Below are 16,064 nucleotides of genomic sequence, written 5' to 3' on the forward strand. Positions count from 1 at the left end.
CACCGCAGTTGTGAAGTGTTCTGAAGTTCGGAAGTCCGAAAGGACCGTGCACCGCGCATGACCCCCCGCCTCACCGTCGTCGTGCCCATCTACAACGTGGAGGACTATCTCGGCGACTGCCTACGCTCACTGGCCGGACAGACCATGGCCGACTCCGAGATCGTCATGGTGAACGACGGTTCCACGGACGGGAGCGCACGGATCGCGAGACGGTTCGCCGAGCGGGACGAACGCTTCCGGCTGGTCGAGCAGGAGAACGCCGGGCTCGGCGCGGCGCGCAACACCGGAGTCCGGTACGCCCGGGGGGAGTTCATCACCTTCGTCGACAGCGACGACGTCGTGCCGGACGACGCGTACGAGCGGATGCTCGCGGCGCTCGACGCCTCGGGCTCCGACTTCGCGACCGGCAATGTGCTCAGGCTCGGTCCCGGCGGCGTGCTGACGCAGGCGCCGATGTTCCGCAAGCCGATGGCGACGGAGCGCTCCGGGACCCGGCTCACCCGTGACTGGGTGCTGCTCGGGGACCGTATCGCCTGCAACAAGGTCTTCCGGAAGTCGTTCTGGGACCGGCACTCCTTCGCCTTTCCCTCCGGGGTGCTGTACGAGGACATCGCGGTGGTGCTGCCCGCGTACTTCCTCGCTGACGGCGTGGACGTGCTGTCGGGGCCCGTCTACCACTGGCGGACCAGGGACGGCTCGATCACCGCGAAGCGCGCCGTGCCGAAGGGGATCCGGGACCGGGTCACCGCCGTGTCGGCGGTCGCTGACTTCCTTGCGGAACAGAAGAGTTCGGGCGTCGGCGACACCAACTGGGGTGACGCGCTGGGCCGTTACCACCAGCACGTACTCTCCGGCGATCTGTGGCTGTTCATCGAGGCGCTGCCCGACGGCGACGCCGACTTCCACGCCGCCTTCCTCGACCACACCAACACCTTCGCGGCCACCGTCCACCAGAGCGTCTTCGACGCCCTGCCGCTGCATCTGCGCGTGAAATGGCATCTGATCCGCGAGCGCCGGATGCCCGAACTCCTCGCGCTGCTCGCGCACGAGAAGGCCGACCCCGGGGCCTTCGGTATCCGTGGACTGCGCAGGTCCCGCGCCGAGTATCCGGTGCTCACCGGCGGTCTGCCCCGGGCCGTCGCCACCCTCAAGCCCAAGGAACTGCCGGTGACCTCGCATCTCACCGAGGTGGTGTGGCGTGAGGGGCGACTGCACCTCAAGGGCTACGCGTACGTACGCAACGTGCCCGCCGACGCGCGCCGCAAGTCCGTGAAGGCGGCCTGGCTGCGGAGCGGGAGGCGGCGCGTGCTGCCGCTGCGGACGCGGACCGTACGGATGCCGGCGGCGACGTACGAGTCGAAGCAGGGCCTGCATCTGTACGACTGGGCCGGCTTCGAGACCGTGGTCGATCCGCGCCGCCTCGCCAGGACGCGGGGCTCCGGCGCCGGACGCACCGTCTGGAAGCTGGAGATGGGGGTGTTCGGAGCGGGCCGGCTGCGCCGGGGGCCGCTGCGGCTGACGGGCGCGGGCGCGGGCGCGGGTGCGGGTGCGGGTGCGGGCGCGGCGCCCGCCGTACCGGCCGTGCACTACGTGGACGACACCACGCGCGTCGTGCCCACGCTCTCCGGCAACAAGCTCGAACTGCGCGTCGAGCCTGTACGCGCGCTGCTCACCGGCCATGAGGAGACCGGCGACGACTCCGTACGCATCGAGGGTCTGCTGCACGCCACGAGCGGCCCGCCGCCGAGCGCGCTGGCCGTCCAGAACTGGTACACCAAGGACGTCCACGAGGTTCCGCTGCGGATCGTGGACGGCGCCACCTTCACCGCCGACGTCCCGCTGACCGTCTTCGGCGAACCCGATACCCGCCCGCGCGCCACCGTGCCCTGGGGCGTGCATCTCGTACGGGCCGACGGCAGCCGCTTCGCCGTGGCCGCCCGTGGCACGATCCGGCCCGGACACTACGCGCTGGGCGACGGACGCGAGGTGTACGTCACCGCCAACGCGGCCGGCGATCTCGTCCTCAGCGACCAGACCGAGCAGCCGGTGGTCGACACCCTCGACTGGACGGCGGACGGCGAGCTGGTCCTCGAGGGCAGTCAACCGCCCCTGACGGGCGCCGAGTTGGTGCTCCGGCACAGCGGCCACCACGAGGAGAACATCTTCCCGCTCGACACCCTCCCGGAGGGCCGGTTCCGTACGTCGCTGCTGCCCACCGCCGTCGCGGGGCTGCACGGTGTGCGCCAACTGGCGGAGGGCCGCTGGCTGTTGTACGTGCGCGAGCCGGGGGAGAGCGACCCCGAGCGTTACGCCCCCGTACGCCTCCAGCCCTCGCGGCACCACACACTGCCGCTCGTACGGACCCTGGACAGCCGCGAGTTCACCCTGGACCGGCACCACCAGGACATGCTCCAACTGCACTCCGGCTCCGTCCTGCCGGAGCAGGACCGCGGCGCCTACCGGCAACAGCGGCTGCGCCGCGTGTACGCGAGCGCCCGCGCCGCCGGGCCGCTGCGCGACGCCGTGCTCTACAACAGCTTCGACGGCCGCCAGTACTCCGACTCGCCGCGCGCCGTCCACGACGAACTGGTGCGCAGACAGGCCCCGGTGGAGCACCTGTGGGTCGTACGCGACCGGCAGGTGACCCTTCCGCGCGGCGTCCGCGCCGTCGAACTGCACAGCTCCGACTGGCACGAGGCGCTGGCCCGCAGCCGATGCGTCGTCAGCAACACACATCTGCCCGAGTGGTTCGAGCGGGCGGACGGCCAGTTCGTCGTCCAGACCTGGCACGGCACCCCGCTCAAGCGCATCGGCCGCGATCTGTCGGGCAGCGCGCACGCCGACGAGGCGTACATCGCGACCCTGCCGCGCCGGGCCGCCCAGTGGAGCGTGCTCGTCTCGCCCAACAGCTTCTCCACACCGATCATGCGCCGCGCCTTTGGCTACGAGGGCACGGTCCTGGAGTCCGGCTATCCGCGCAACGACCTGCTGCACGCCCCCGACCGGGGGAAGGTCGCCGACGCCCTGCGCGAGACGCTGGAGATTCCCGAGGACAAGCGCGTGATCCTCTACGCGCCGACCTGGCGCGAGGACCAGCCCAAGAAGGGCGGGCGGTACGGGCTCGACCTCCAACTCGACCTGGCGCGGGCCGCCGAGGAGTTGGCGGACGACCACGTCCTGCTCGTACGCCGCCACTATCTGGTCGGCGGCACGGTCCCGGGCGCCGGGCGCGGCGCGGCCGGATTCGTACGGGACGTGTCCCGTCACCCGGACGTCGCCGAGCTGATGCTGATCAGCGACGCGCTGGTCACCGACTACTCGTCGCTGATGTTCGACTTCGCGCAGACGGGGCGGCCGATGTACTTCCACGCGTACGACCTGGAGCACTACCGGGACACGCTGCGCGGCTTCTACTTCGACTTCGAGTCCGTGGCACCCGGGCCTGTCGTGACCGACACCGCCGCGCTCGTGGCGGCTCTGCGGGCCCCTGGGACTCGGGTGCCCGGCGCCGCGTACGACCGATTCCGGGAGACGTTCTGCGATCTGGACGACGGCACCGCCGCCGCCCGTGTCGCGGACCTGATGCCCGTGGGGGGCGGCGCATGAGCGCGGTCGAGATGAGCTGTGTCGTCACCGCGGGGGTGGATGCCCAGGCGCTGCGCAGGTCGGTGGAGTCCGTCGTCGCGCAGACCATGCGTGCCACCGAAGCGGTGGTGGTGCTGGGTCTGACGGCCGTGGGGCTGGACGTTGGACCGGGCGACGCCGAGTCGGCCGCCGATGACGTACGCGCCGTGGCCGACGAACTCGCCGCGCTCGACCCGGCGCGCGTCAGGATCGTCACCTCGGGCGCCGAGGCCCCGACCACCGCCGCGCTGCGCAACCACGGGCTCGACCAGGCGCGCGGCCGGTACGTCATGGTGCTCGGCGAGGGCGAACGGCTCCAGCGGGACGCCTGCCGCAATCTGTGGGAGGCGGCCGAGCGCTCCGGCGCCGAACTCGTCGCCGGCCGGTGGACCCGGCGCGCCGGCCGCCGCGCGAAGGAGCAGACCCCGGCCCGGCTCGTGGAGAGCGAGCTGTACGCGCGCTCCCGCACCCTCGAAGAGTTGGCGGACGCCCCCGAACTCCTCACCGCCGATGCCCTGTTGACCGGATTCTGTGTGCGCACCGCCCCCCTGGAGCGGACAGGGCCGCGCTACGCCGAGGACCTGGACCAGAGCGAGATCCTGTTCGGCGCCGAAGTGGCCACCGCCGCACGGCGGATCGCGCTCGTTCCCAACCTGATCGTCAGCGGCCGGGCGCCCGACGACCCGGCCGCCACACTGGAGGGACAGCTCGCCGCGCACGTACGGGTCGCCGAACTGCTCACACTCCAGGGCCGTACGGCGCTGTGCGAGGCGCGGGACCGTGTCTTCCTCGCCGATCAACTCGTGCCGCTCGCACGGCAGTTCCCCAAGCTGGACGCGGACGCCCGGACCCGCGCCGCCGCCCTTGTCGCCGCACTGCCCGCCGCCCGGACCTCCCCGGACCTACGGCTGAACCTGCCGCCCGTGGAACGGGTCTGCCTCCAACTCCTCGCCGACGGCGACGCGGACGGCGTACTGGCCGCCGGCTACGCACTCGGCAGGCCGGGCGCCGTCGCCTCCGCGCTGAGCGAGCGCGACGGCCGGGTGTACTGGCACGCCGCACCGCCCAACACACCGCCCGACGATCCCGGGGCGCGGGCGGCGCTCGACGTCACGGAGCTGGGCCACCAGTACCGGCCGCTCGCCGACACCCCGTTGCTGAACCACCTCACCCACTGCGGTCAGGAGGGCGACCGCCTCGTCCTCGAAGGACGGCTGCCCGCACCGCTCCAACTCCTGCCCGCCGACGACCCGTTGACGGCCACCCTGGAGTTCGTGGCACGCGGCAGCGACGGGCGGCTCGTCTTCCGTACCCCCGTGGACGAGGTCTGGCGCGGGGCCGACACCGACACCGACACCGACACTGACGCCGTCCGCTGGCGCGCCTGCGTCGACATCGGCGCGCTGCTGCGCGTCGGCGGCGCGCGCGACCGGGTGTGCGACCCCCGTTTCGCCCTGCACACCCCCAACGGCACCACCACCGGCCCGCTGTTCCTGGAGCGGGACCGCGCCGAGGCGGCGGGCCACTTCCCCGCGCGCCCGCGCCGGGGACGGCTGTTCGGCGACACATGGAAGCCGTACGTCACGGTGAAACACCACCTCGCGCTGCAACTTCAGGCGCGCCGCCGCCCCGGACGCCTCGCCGCCTCAGCCGTCCACTACCTCACCCACTTCCGCCCGGCCCGCAAGGCGAAGCGGCTGGCCAAGGCGGTACGCCGGCGCTTCGACCGGCTCTCCGCGCGCTCGGTCAAGACGCGCGTCTACAACCGGCTGCTGATCCAACTCCCCGTCCGCAAGGGCTCGGTGGTCTTCGAGAGTCATATGGGCAAGTGTTACGGCGACAGCCCGCGCGCCATCCACGAGGAGCTGCGCGCGCAGGGACGGCGCGGTGTGCGCCACACCTGGTCGTACGCGTCGTCCGCCGACGGGTTCCCGAGTGACGCGCGGCTGGTCCGGCGGCTGTCCTGGCGCTATCTGTGGGCCCTGGCCCGCGCCCAGTACTGGGTCGACAACCAGGGCTTCCCGCTGGACCTGAGGAAGCCGCCCGCCACCACGTATCTCCAGACCTGGCACGGCTCGGCGTACAAGCGCATGGGCTTCGCCGAGAGCCGGATCAAGGCGCAGAACGCGCCCGAGAGAGAGAAGCTGAGCGCCGCGCTGAGCCGGTTCGACCACTTCCTCGTACGGTCCGAGCACGACGTAACCACCCTGGCGCGCGACTACCGACTGCCCGCCGAATCCCTCGTGCGGTGCGGCTATCCGCGCAACGACCGCCTCGTGCGGGCCCGCGCCACCGACGAGAGCCGGGGGCGCTTCCCGCGCCCCGCGCTCGCGGCCGAACTCGGGATCCCCGACCACCGGCAGGTGGTGCTCTACGCGCCGACCTTCCGGGGGATGCCGAAGAAAGGCCGGACGACGCGACTGCCGCTGGACGTAAGGCAGTTCGCGCAGCGGTTCGGCGACGAGTACGTCCTGCTCGTACGGGCCCACTATCTGGAGTCCGCCGTCCTGCCCGTCTGCCCGCCCGGCACCGTGATCGACGTGTCAGGTCACCACGAAGTCGGCGAACTGCTCTGTCTGGCCGACGTGTTGATCACGGACTACTCGTCGATCATGTTCGACTACGCCCTGCTGGACCGGCCGATGGTCTTCTTCGCGCCGGACCTGGACGCGTACGTGGCCTCGCGCGGCAGCTACTTCGACCTGCGGGCGCAGGCCCCCGGGCCGGTGGTCGAGACCGAGGACGAACTCCTGCGGGTGATGGGTGAGTTGAAGAAGACCGACGCCGCGCACCGGACGGACCGGGCCCGCTTCGCCGAGAAGTTCGGCGGCTACGAGAGCGGCCAGGCCGCGCGTACCGCCGTGGACGTGCTCTTCGCAGGAAGGCCCCGCAGGTGACCACTTCGACTGTGCCCCGCGAGCTGATCCTCCTCGCCAACGCCACGGACGTCCTGGGCGGTGTCACCGCCTGGACCCACCAGATGGCCCGCCTCTTCGGCGCGCACGGTCACCGCGTCCAGGTTGTCGGCATCCACGAGGCGGAGCTGAAGCTCACCCTCCCCGAGCCGCCGGCATACCCGGTGACGGCGCTCTACCCCGCCCACCCGCCCACCCCTTGGCGCCCGCGCTCGCCGCTCGCCTTCTTCGACCTCGCCGCGCGCCGCCGCGAGGCGGCCAGGGTCGCGGACAAACGACGGGCCGTCGCCCGCCTCTCGGAGATCTTCCGGGCGGCCGGGCCCGGCGCGCTGGTGATCGTCACCCAGGTCTGGCCGATGGAGTGGGTCCTGGAGGCCGACACCACGGGGGTGCGGCTGATCGGGATGAGCCACGAGTCGTACGAGTACAGCAAGCGCTGCCACCGCTTCCGCTGGATCAAGACCAACTATCCGCACGTCGACCGCTGGCTCACCCTCACCCAGGAGGACGCGGACGCCTGGATCGCCGAGGGCTTCGACAACGTCGGCGCCATGCCCAACGCGCTCGGCGCACTGCCCGAACTGCCCTCCCCGCGCACGGAGAAGACGGTCGCCAGCATCGGCAGACTGGACGACCAGAAGGGCATCGACCTGCTCCTGGAGACCTGGACGGCGGTGACGGGGGAGCGCCCCGACTGGAAGCTGCGGATCTACGGCGCCGGCCAGGACGAGCGCGCCCTGAAGAAGCGCTGCACCGCGCTCGGTCTGGACGGCACGGTCGACTGGATGGGCCGTACGGACGACGTGGCGGGCGCGCTGGCCGAGTGCTCGGTCTTCGTCCAGTCCTCGCGCGGCGAGGGCTTCCCGCTGGCGCTCATGGAGGCGATGGCCAGCGCCGTACCGTGCGCGGCGTTCGACTGCGCGCCGGGCGTCCGGGAGATCGTCACGGACGGCGAGGACGGCCTCCTGGCACCGCCGGGCGACACGGACGCCTTGGCCGACCGCCTGCTACGGCTGACGGGGAACCCCCGGCTGCGGGACACCCTGGGGGAGCGGGCCCGGGTGAACGTCCAGCGATACTCGCAGGACGAGATCCTGCGGCGCTGGCACGAGTTGTTCGCGCTGCTGGACCGTTAGCGTCCTGGGTGGGCGGCTTGATCTATGCCATTCGCCAGCCGTTGAGGGAGACTTGAGGCCCGTCGTTCAGGTAGTGGTGGAGGGCGTTGGCGGTGGTGTCCACGAAAGCGTCCGGGATGGCGTCGGCGTCGATCCAGCGGACTTGGGAGTGCTTGCGGGGTTCGCGGTTCTCCGGTTCGCCGGTCCACTCATGGGTGGCGAACACGACGGTGAGGAATCCGTTGGGTGCTTCGACGCCCCAGGCGCCGTGGATGATGTGGGCGACTTGGAGGGAGTCCGGCTTCACGGTGAGGCCAGTTTCCTCGTACAGCTCACGGACCGCCGTCTCCGTGATGGGTTCGCCCGGTTCGCTCTTGCCGACCGGTAGGTCCCACATGCCCTGGGCGAACTTGGCGTTCTCGCTGCGCTGGAGAAGCACGAGTCGGTTGGTGGCCTTGTCGTGGACGATGACGGCCGCGACCAGCAGGGTCATCGATTCAAGCGCCGGCTTGAGGGCTTGGGAGCGGTCGTCGGTCTGCTGAGCCACAGGGTTCCCTTCGTCGGGCTGGTTGTTGGGCATGTTAGGCGAGGGCTTCACGGGCGCGGCGGGCGAGATCGGCCGCGCCAGGAACGTGGCGGCGTTGGTAGACCGCGAGTGTGGAGCGGATCGAGGTGATCGCCTTACGGGTTCGGTCCGAGGTCATGCCCTCCATGAGGACCAGTGCCCGGGTCCAGGCGGCCACAGCTTCATCCGCACGAGCCTGGGCGGCGAGGCTGTCGCCGAGGTCGGCGTGGGTGAGGGCGTGGACGCGCTTGTACTTCTCCGGGTCCCATCGAGTCAGGGCGTCACGGTGCTGCTGTTCGGTGCCGATGTGGTCAGCGAGGTCGGTCAGCGTGCGAGCGGTGTGACTGGCCACGGTGCCGGCGGCGGGGCCGCTGACGCGGGAGAAGCTGGGCTGCGAGACGTCGTCGCGCAGAAGCGCGTCTTCGGCGGCGAGAAGGGCGCGCACGGCCGACGAGTTCTCGCCGACTGCCGCGTACGCGCGAGCGTGAGTGATGTGCAGAAGGGCTTCGGTCTGGCCGTCCACGTGGCCGAGGCCACGGGCGAGGGCACCTTCGACAAGGTCGACGCAGTGGTGCGGTTGTTTGAGGCTGAGGGCCTGATGGGCGAGGGCGCGCATCATCCACGCGGCGTGGCCGTACGGGTCGGCTTCGCAGGCGAGTTGGTAGCCGACCTGGTAGTAGCGCTGAGCGGCGCCTTCATTGCCGAGGTCGTGGTGCTTCCACCCGGCGAGGTAGGAAAGTTCGGCTACGGCGCCGAAGGCTGACCGGCGTAGGACTTCCGAAGCGAAGCGACCTCGCAGCATGGGTGCTGCCGTATCAGCGAGGTAGGCCGAGACGGTGGTCAAACCGTGGCCCCCGCCCAGGCGTTCGTCCGCGGCACTGAAGGCGGCCGTGATCTGCCGTACGACGTCGATGTCGTCGCTGCCGACGACGGAACGGCCCGTGCGGGCGCGGAGCATCCGGGAGGTGGCTTCCTGGTCGTGGATGAGCGGCATGGCGACGCCGGCCGTGGTGAAGGCGGCGATGGCGAGGAAGCGGCGCCGTTCGACATCCGCGCGGCCGAGGTCGGTGACTGTGGTGACCGGGTCGCCGTTGTCCAGGGGCTCTGCACCCGAGCTTTGCAGGCCGATCTCCGTCTGCGTGACGACACGACCCAACCGGCGGGACAGGGCTTCGGCCACATACTGCCCCGCCCTGCCGGACGGCGACCGAGCGCCACCCACCCAGTGGGAGATGGCCGACTTGTTGGTCTGGAGGAGTTCGCCGTTCTCGGCGGCGATCCGGCGTACGTCCTTGGCGAGCGCTTCGTACGTGCAATCGGCAGCGTTGATCGTGTCGCGCAGGCGGGAGTTGGGGTTGATCGTCGCCGACACGGTCTCCTCCGCTCCAAGTTGTAAACCGCGTATACCGCTTGGCCTCGGTCACACCGTACCCACTGAGCGTGACGAGCGGTTCACTTATCGCAAGCCCGCCCCCGCCCCACCCACAGGCCGGGCGGCCCCAAGTTCCGTACGCCCTACCGGGTTCGGGCATTCCTATGCCCTGGCTCCGGACGATCAGAGACGGAGAAACGGTGACATCCATCGACACCGCGACCAACACCGCGACCATCACAGTCGAGCTGCCCGACGCCTTCGACCCGCGCTGGAGCCGCCTGCCCGGCATCCAGGTTGACGGCCCACGCATCACCATCGACCCGGCCGAGTACTTCTTCCGCTTCGAGTCCCACACTTGGCTGGTCGCCGACTGGGAGCTCGTGAAGGCTCAGCTCCTCCACGTGGACGAGACGACCGGGAGCGCGGTCGAGCAGCTTGCGCTCGACTTCATCAAGAGCCACGGCGAGTCCACGTCGGATACCGCCCGTGTGCTGAGGACCGCGTACGGGGTGTACTCGTACCTCTTCCGGGAGGAGTACCTGGCCGGCCTCGGCCTGCCGCAGATCACCGCCGCTCACCTGCGCATGCTGCGCGAGGCGGCCACGTTGATGGCGCTCAACAAGGTCGAGCTGGACGGGCACATCTCCAACGTCGGTCCGTGCTGGTTCTTCCCCGCCGCCACCTCCGTCGTCTTCGACCTGGACGACGAGACGGGTGGAATGCTCGACGAGGTCTACCACGGAGGCTGGTTCAACGAGCACCGCCGGATCGAGTCGATCAAGGCCCACGCCGCCCTCGGCGGCCGGCTCGTGCACGGCTGCCAGTCCGTGCCGGACCAGACCGGCGGTGTCGTCGCGCCCTACGGTGCCTCGATGGCCAACTTCCGTGACGACCTTGCCGAGTTCAAGGCGGGCTGGATCAAGCGGGTCTACGCCCACCGCGTGACCGCAGTCGAGTAGTCCCAACCCCCGTACGGCTCCGGGGCGGGCCGGCCCGGAGCGCCCGCTCGCCCCGGAGCCCCAGCCCTGGAGAACCCCCATGGACCAGAGCCTGACCGCCGCCCTGCTCGACGACCTGTGCACCCTCGTCGGCAAGCCCACACCCCAACGTACGGAGATCCGCGTCTGGAGCATGTCCGGCGTCGAACGCGTCACCTTCCCCGATGGCACCACCGCCGTCTTCAAGTACGCCAAGGAACCCTTCGACCGTGAGGCCCAAGCCCTGCGCATGGCACTCCGGCGCGGGCTGCCTGTCCCCGAGCTGCATGCCACCGCCATGCGGGACAAGTGGCTCGGGATGCTCATGGACGACCTCGGCACCCCGGTCCGGGATGCCGACGACCTCGACGGCGTCGCCGCCGCCGTGATGCTGCACGCCGCCCGCCCGGCGGGCGGCCTGCCCCTGCTCGACGGGGCGGGCCTCGCGGCCCTGCCCGGTCGGGCACTCGATCACCTACGGCGACTGCGGAGTGCCGACCGGTGGACGGACTGCGACGACATCGAGACCGCTCTGGCGAAGGTCTCCGCATCGGCCGGGGCCCGCGTCCGCGGAGCGACGCTCGACCCGTTCGGCTGGGTCCACTCCGAGTTCCACCCCACGAGCGTCCACATCGGGGAGAACGGCCGGCATCTCCTCGACTTCGCCCGCGCTTTTACGGGTCCCGGCCTGATCGACCTCGCCTCCTACCACGGCACCACCGACGCGCCGAGTCCCATGCGACTGCGGGTGTTCCTGGAGCAGTACGTCACCGCAGGCGGCCATGAAGACGCCCTCGCCCCCCGGGGCGGCCTGGCCGCCGAGGCATGGGCCCTGGGCTGGCACCGCATGTGGGCCGTGGAGTGGTTCATGGAGCAGGCCATCCGCTGGATCAACGCCCCGGCCAAGGACCCCGCGTACATCCCCGTCGTCCGCCGCCACCTGAACGACGTGGTCCAACTCCTGGAGGTCTAGATGCTCGCCCAGGTCTCCCCCTGGTACGCCCACGCGGCCCAGCGCCTGGCCGCCGCCCCCGCCCACGCGCTCACCGCACCCGCGCGCATGGAATGGAGCACCTGTCCGGGCCTCGGTCCGGGCGCCGAGATTCTCGGCCGCGACCTGCGAGGCAAGCACATCCTGGAGCTGGGTTGCGGCCCCGGCCACAACGTCGCCCACCTCGCGAAACACCGACAAGCCCACGTCACCGGCGTGGACTTGATCGGACTCCAGGTGCGCCGTGCCCGCTCCCACTACGGCCACATCGCCGGTGCCACGTTCGCCGCGGGCCACGCACTGCACCATCTTCAGGCCACCGGCCGGACCTTCGACGCGATCTACTCCGTGTTCGGCGCCGTCGGCCTGGTCGCCCCCGCACTCCTGCTCGCCGCCATTTCCCGGCGCCTCCAGCCGGGCGGCGTCCTGGCCTTCTCAGTACCGCACCCGGCACGGGCCGGAAGACATCCATCCACGGACGGCCGTCCGCGCGAGGACTACGTCACCATGCCCGACCGCACCCGACTTCCCGTCGCCCGATGGGAGTTCGACACCCGCACATGGGCCGCCCACCTCTCCCGGACCGGCCTGCGCATCACCTCCGCACAGGAGTTGCGACACCCGCACCGCGCCCCGTGGCCCACCACCCTCCTGATCACCGCCCGCAAACGCTGACCAACGGAGGCACCGATGCACCTGCCCTACCTCCTCCTGGACATCGACGGCGTGCTCATACCGTTCCCGGCAGCCGACGGCACCACCCCACCCACCCATGTCCACCACACCGTCCTGCCCACCGGCCGGCCGCCCGACAAACCCGTCGACGTCTGGCTCGACCCGAACCACGGCGATGTCCTCACCGCCCTCCTGGCCAGCGGCCTCATCACCCCCGTGTGGTGCACGAGCTGGCGCGAGGACGCCACCACCATCATCGGTGCCCTGCTCGGTCTTCCCCGCTTCCCCCACCTCGACCTGCCCCGCGCCCGGATCACCACCAGCCACCCCGACGGCTACCTCTGGAAACGCGACTACGTAGACCGCTGGCTCGGCTCGGCCCCCGCAGTCTGGATCGATGACGACTTCACCACTCTCGACCACACCTGGGCCGCCGAGCGTACCGCTCACGGCGCGCCCACCATGCTCGTCCAGCCCGACCCGTACCACGGCCTTCAGTTGAGCCATCTCACGGAAGTACGTGAGTGGTTGGGCAGCCAGAGCGCGGCAGCCTGACCGGCCGGGTCGTCGGTGACGTGTACCAGGTTGCTGAAGGACTCGACCTTGAGACCGACGTTGAGCGCGTGGTCGATCATGTCCCGGGCATCGGTCCGCACCTGAAGAATCACGATGCGCAAGCCCTGTACGAGCGCGCACGAACCGTCGTCCGTCCCGAGCTGGTGCCCGCTTGACGAAAGCCCCCACCGGCAGCGCTCAGTCCAGGATTCCGCAGAAGCCCCCGGTATCTGATCCGGTCAGATGCCGAGGGCTTCGTCCGTTGGGCGGTCGGCCGGTCGGCGGAGTGCCGCTCAGAAGACCGGCCGCGGAATTCAGGCAGAGAGAGACACCTCGGTGCCCGGTGCGGCCCCCGGGTAGGCGTCGGCCACCAGGTTGAGCTGGCGCTGCATGTACCAGATGTTCAGGCCGAAGACCAACACCAGCCACGTGCTCGCGGCAGGGCTGCACGTCACCGGCAGGCCGGCCGCGCGCTGGGCGTTCGCTATGGCCTTTCCGGTGTTGTTGAAGGAGATCAGCGCCGCGACCACGGTCCAGCCCAGGAAGAGCAGGACCAGCATGCTGCCCGCCGGGTTGAGGGTCTGGCGGCGGTCGAACTCCTGGAGCTCCTTGTGGATCTTGAAGTACCAGACCAACTGGTAGATCCCGAGGGTGACGAGCGGCAGGCCAAGCCACACCGCGACGGGTCCGCGGCGCTTCATGGCCAGTCCGGACAACCGGATCGCGCCGGGTACGCCGGCGGCGCTGGGTGCGACGGCGCCTCCGGCCGAGGTCGGGACGCTCTGGCTGGACGCGGTACTGGGCTGGAAATCGGCCATGTGAGGTGCTCCATTTGCTGGTTGTTGTCTCAGCCGGAGCAGCATGACAGTAAGTGAAGACGTCGTGAAGGTAATTGGAGCTCGGGTGGAGATTCCGTCACGTTACTGTGATGAGGAATGGGCCGGTCCGCCGGATCAGCGCCGTACCTCCGACATGTTCCGCCCCTGCCGTTGCTGCGGCAGCGACAGCGGCGACGGTGCCGGGGTGCGGGACTCCAGGGGGACCGGGGTCGGGAGGCCCGTCGTTTCGCCCAGGAAGACGCGGCGGACCACCCGTTCCGCCGCGAGCCCGTCGTCGTACGGGCAGAAGCGGGCCCGGAACGCCGCGCGCAGTTGGGCCGAGCGGGAGCCGCGCCAGTGGTCCGTGGTGAAGATGTCGATCAGGTCGTCCTCGTCGCGCGCCACCGCGCCCGGTGGGAAGGCGCGGACGTCGAAGTAGGTGCCGCGGGCCGCCTCGTACGCCTCCCAGTCGTCGATGTGAATCACGACGGGGCGGTCCAGATTCACGTAGTCGAACATCAGCGACGAGTAGTCCGTGATGAGCGCGTCGGCGGCCAGGCACAGCGACTCGACCCGGTGGTGGCCCGAGACGTCGATGATGCGCGGGTGCGGGGTGTGCGGCAGGGGTGCCTCGTACGTGTGGTGGGCGCGGGTCAGCACCACGAAGCGCGGGCCCAGGGCCTGGACGAGGCGTTCCAGGTCCAGCGGGACGTACGGGGTGCGCCGGTAGTCGCGCTGTGTGGGCGCGTACAGCACGGCCGTGAAGCCCTCGGGGATGTCCAGGGACTCCCGCAGCCGGGCGACATCGGCCGAAGTGGCGTGCTGGAACACGTCGTTGCGGGGATAGCCGTACTCGAGCGCCGTGTGGCCGGCCGGATACGCCTTCGCCCACACCAGGGTGGAGTGACGGTTCGCCGAGAGGGAGAAGTCCCACTGGTCGACGCCCGCGAGGAGGTGGTCGAACTCGGTACGGCGGGCCGCCGCCGGGTGGTCCTGGAGGTCGAGGCCCATCGATTTGAGCGGGGTGCCGTGGTGCGTCTGGAGGAGGATCTGTTGCGGGCGTTTGATCAGGCGCCGGTCGAAGTTGACGTTGTTGACGAGGTACTTGTCGCGCGCGAGCGCCGTCCAGTAGCCGAAGCTGCCGGGGCGCAGTTTGCGGGTGCCGGTGGGCACGGTGTGGTGGTACTCGGCGCGGCCGATCCACGACGTGCCGATGTGCGGGGCGAGTTCGCGGACCTTCTCCTCGATGGCCGCCGGGTTGCAGGCGTAACCCCGGCCGTCGTACGCCGCGAAGACCGCCCGGTTCTCCCGTACGGGCAGGCACCGTTGGATCCGGTAGTGCAGGTTCAGCGCCCCGGCGCGCACGGCCGCGCCCAGGGCCGTGGCGACCCGCCGGGCGCCGATCTGCGCGCGCTGCGCCGTCCACAGCGCGCGGTACGTGCGGTGGGCGCCGAACCGCAGCAGGGTGTGGCGCAGTCGGTCCCGGCGCAGCGGTGCCGAGCCCGGCGTGCGGTGGCGGCGGTGGTGGGCGCGGGCCCGGCGGAAGAACTCGGGGCGGCTGCGGCGCGGCAACCGCCCCCGGGCGGCGACGAGTTTGGAGAAGTGGTCGAGCATCCGCCGGAACAGCACGGGGCGCCACTCGTCCAGCGCGGGCCGTGAGTCGATGAACGCGAAGACCCGGTCGTACTGGTCGAAGATGTCGAAGTGCTTGCGGCTGGTGGTGGACAGGATGTTGCCCTGGCGCCGCTGCCGGTAGTGCACACAGACGCGGTCGAGCGTCGCGATCGAGTCCGCGGCCATCAGCGCGGGGAAGGTCCAGGGCGTGTCCTCGTAGAAGCCGGGCGGGAAGGCGAAGCCCTGCCGTTCGATGTACTCGCGGCGGTACGCCTTGTTCCAGACGACCATCAGCACCCTCAACAGGCCCGGTCTGTCGGTGAGTCGGAACGGCGCGGGGCCGGACTCGTCGAGCAGGTCGGAGAGGATGTTGCGGACCACTTCGCCCGACCAGTACGTACGGGCGTAGTCGTAGACGAGGACGTCGGGGCCGGCCGTCTCCTTGAGCCGGTCGGCGATCGTCTGGAGCGCGCCGGGGGTGAGGGTGTCGTCGCCGTCGAGGAAGATCAGGTAGTCGCCGGTGGCCCGTGCGATGCCGGCGTTACGGGCGGGGCCCAGGCCCTCGTTCTCCGCCAGGTGTACGGCGACGACGCGCGGGTCGCCGGCGGCGAATTCGTCGATGATCGTCCCGCAGGCGTCGGGTGATCCGTCGTCCACGGCGACGAGTTCGAAATCCTCGTAGGTCTGGTCGAGCACCGACCGCAGACACTCCTGCAAGTACGCCTGGACCTTGTACGCGGGGACGATGATGCTGAACCGGGCCATGGCTCGGGAACGGCCGATTGAGTGACCTGGTTACGCCAGACGTGGCATACGGGGGACAAATACGCGGGGCGGGCC

General features: G+C 70.5%; 11 protein-coding genes. 7 read left to right on the plus strand and 4 right to left on the minus strand.

Features of this window, described 5'->3' with window-relative positions:
- Positions 1-57 precede the first annotated feature (57 nt).
- Genes OG329_RS27230 through OG329_RS27240 form a run of 3 tightly spaced genes read left to right on the plus strand, consistent with a single transcriptional unit; the run spans position 58 to position 7,675 of the window.
- Positions 58-3,606: a CDP-glycerol glycerophosphotransferase family protein gene (locus OG329_RS27230; protein WP_405798863.1), complete on the plus strand. Its 3,549-nt coding sequence runs from the start codon at positions 58-60 to the stop codon at positions 3,604-3,606.
- Positions 3,603-6,521 carry a CDP-glycerol glycerophosphotransferase family protein gene (locus OG329_RS27235; protein WP_405798865.1) on the plus strand — a complete coding sequence of 973 codons (2,919 nt, stop codon included), beginning with the start codon at positions 3,603-3,605 and terminating at the stop codon, positions 6,519-6,521. Before OG329_RS27230 ends, OG329_RS27235 begins: the two co-directional genes overlap by 4 nt.
- A complete protein-coding gene (locus OG329_RS27240) occupies positions 6,518-7,675 on the plus strand; it encodes a glycosyltransferase (protein ID WP_405798866.1) in 1,158 nt (385 codons plus the stop codon). The genes OG329_RS27235 and OG329_RS27240 overlap by 4 nt, the downstream gene beginning before the upstream one ends.
- Positions 7,676-7,697: 22 nt before the next feature.
- Here OG329_RS27240 and OG329_RS27245 read toward each other — a convergent pair whose 3' ends face one another.
- The gene (locus tag OG329_RS27245; RefSeq protein WP_405798868.1) at positions 7,698-8,234 is read right to left on the minus strand and encodes an NUDIX domain-containing protein; all 537 of its coding nucleotides are present in this window, start codon (positions 8,232-8,234) and stop codon (positions 7,698-7,700) included.
- Between the two features lies 1 nt (position 8,235).
- Positions 8,236-9,591, minus strand: a complete 1,356-nt coding sequence (locus tag OG329_RS27250; protein WP_405798870.1) for a tetratricopeptide repeat protein — start codon at positions 9,589-9,591, stop codon at positions 8,236-8,238.
- Positions 9,592-9,791: 200 nt separating this feature from the next.
- Here OG329_RS27250 and OG329_RS27255 point away from each other — a divergent pair, with 200 nt between their 5' ends.
- The 4 genes from OG329_RS27255 to OG329_RS27270 all read left to right on the plus strand — a co-directional run bounded on the left by OG329_RS27255 (position 9,792) and on the right by OG329_RS27270 (position 12,792).
- Positions 9,792-10,553, plus strand: a complete 762-nt coding sequence (locus OG329_RS27255) for a hypothetical protein (RefSeq protein WP_405798871.1) — start codon at positions 9,792-9,794, stop codon at positions 10,551-10,553.
- Positions 10,554-10,632: 79 nt separating this feature from the next.
- Entirely contained in the window at positions 10,633-11,544 is a 912-nt protein-coding gene (locus tag OG329_RS27260) for an aminoglycoside phosphotransferase family protein (protein WP_405798873.1), read from the plus strand.
- A complete protein-coding gene (locus OG329_RS27265) occupies positions 11,545-12,237 on the plus strand; it encodes an SAM-dependent methyltransferase (protein ID WP_405798874.1) in 693 nt (230 codons plus the stop codon).
- Between the two features lie 15 nt (positions 12,238-12,252).
- Positions 12,253-12,792 carry an HAD domain-containing protein gene (locus OG329_RS27270; protein ID WP_405798876.1) on the plus strand — a complete coding sequence of 180 codons (540 nt, stop codon included), beginning with the start codon at positions 12,253-12,255 and terminating at the stop codon, positions 12,790-12,792.
- 314 nt (positions 12,793-13,106) lie between these two features.
- Here OG329_RS27270 and OG329_RS27275 read toward each other — a convergent pair whose 3' ends face one another.
- Both OG329_RS27275 and OG329_RS27280 read right to left on the minus strand, forming a co-directional pair.
- Positions 13,107-13,610, minus strand: a complete 504-nt coding sequence (locus OG329_RS27275; RefSeq protein ID WP_405798878.1) for a DUF4234 domain-containing protein — start codon at positions 13,608-13,610, stop codon at positions 13,107-13,109.
- Positions 13,611-13,745: 135 nt separating this feature from the next.
- A complete protein-coding gene (locus OG329_RS27280) occupies positions 13,746-15,989 on the minus strand; it encodes a CDP-glycerol glycerophosphotransferase family protein (protein ID WP_405798880.1) in 2,244 nt (747 codons plus the stop codon).
- Between the last annotated feature and the right edge of the window lie 75 nt (positions 15,990-16,064).

It is taken from the genome of Streptomyces sp. NBC_01506 (genome assembly GCF_045040295.1).
GTDB lineage: Bacteria > Actinomycetota > Actinomycetes > Streptomycetales > Streptomycetaceae > Streptomyces.

Bases quoted from the DNA above. Each gene is read 5' to 3' on its own strand.
- OG329_RS27230 (WP_405798863.1), top strand. From the start codon at position 58: ATGACCCCCCGCCTCACCGTCGTCGTGCCCATCTACAACGTGGAGGAC.
- OG329_RS27235 (WP_405798865.1), top strand. From the start codon at position 3,603: ATGAGCGCGGTCGAGATGAGCTGTGTCGTCACCGCGGGGGTGGATGCC.
- OG329_RS27245 (WP_405798868.1), bottom strand. From the start codon at position 8,234: ATGCCCAACAACCAGCCCGACGAAGGGAACCCTGTGGCTCAGCAGACC.
- OG329_RS27260 (WP_405798873.1), top strand. From the start codon at position 10,633: ATGGACCAGAGCCTGACCGCCGCCCTGCTCGACGACCTGTGCACCCTC.
- OG329_RS27265 (WP_405798874.1), top strand. From the start codon at position 11,545: ATGCTCGCCCAGGTCTCCCCCTGGTACGCCCACGCGGCCCAGCGCCTG.
- OG329_RS27270 (WP_405798876.1), top strand. From the start codon at position 12,253: ATGCACCTGCCCTACCTCCTCCTGGACATCGACGGCGTGCTCATACCG.
- OG329_RS27275 (WP_405798878.1), bottom strand. From the start codon at position 13,610: ATGGCCGATTTCCAGCCCAGTACCGCGTCCAGCCAGAGCGTCCCGACC.
- OG329_RS27280 (WP_405798880.1), bottom strand. From the start codon at position 15,989: ATGGCCCGGTTCAGCATCATCGTCCCCGCGTACAAGGTCCAGGCGTAC.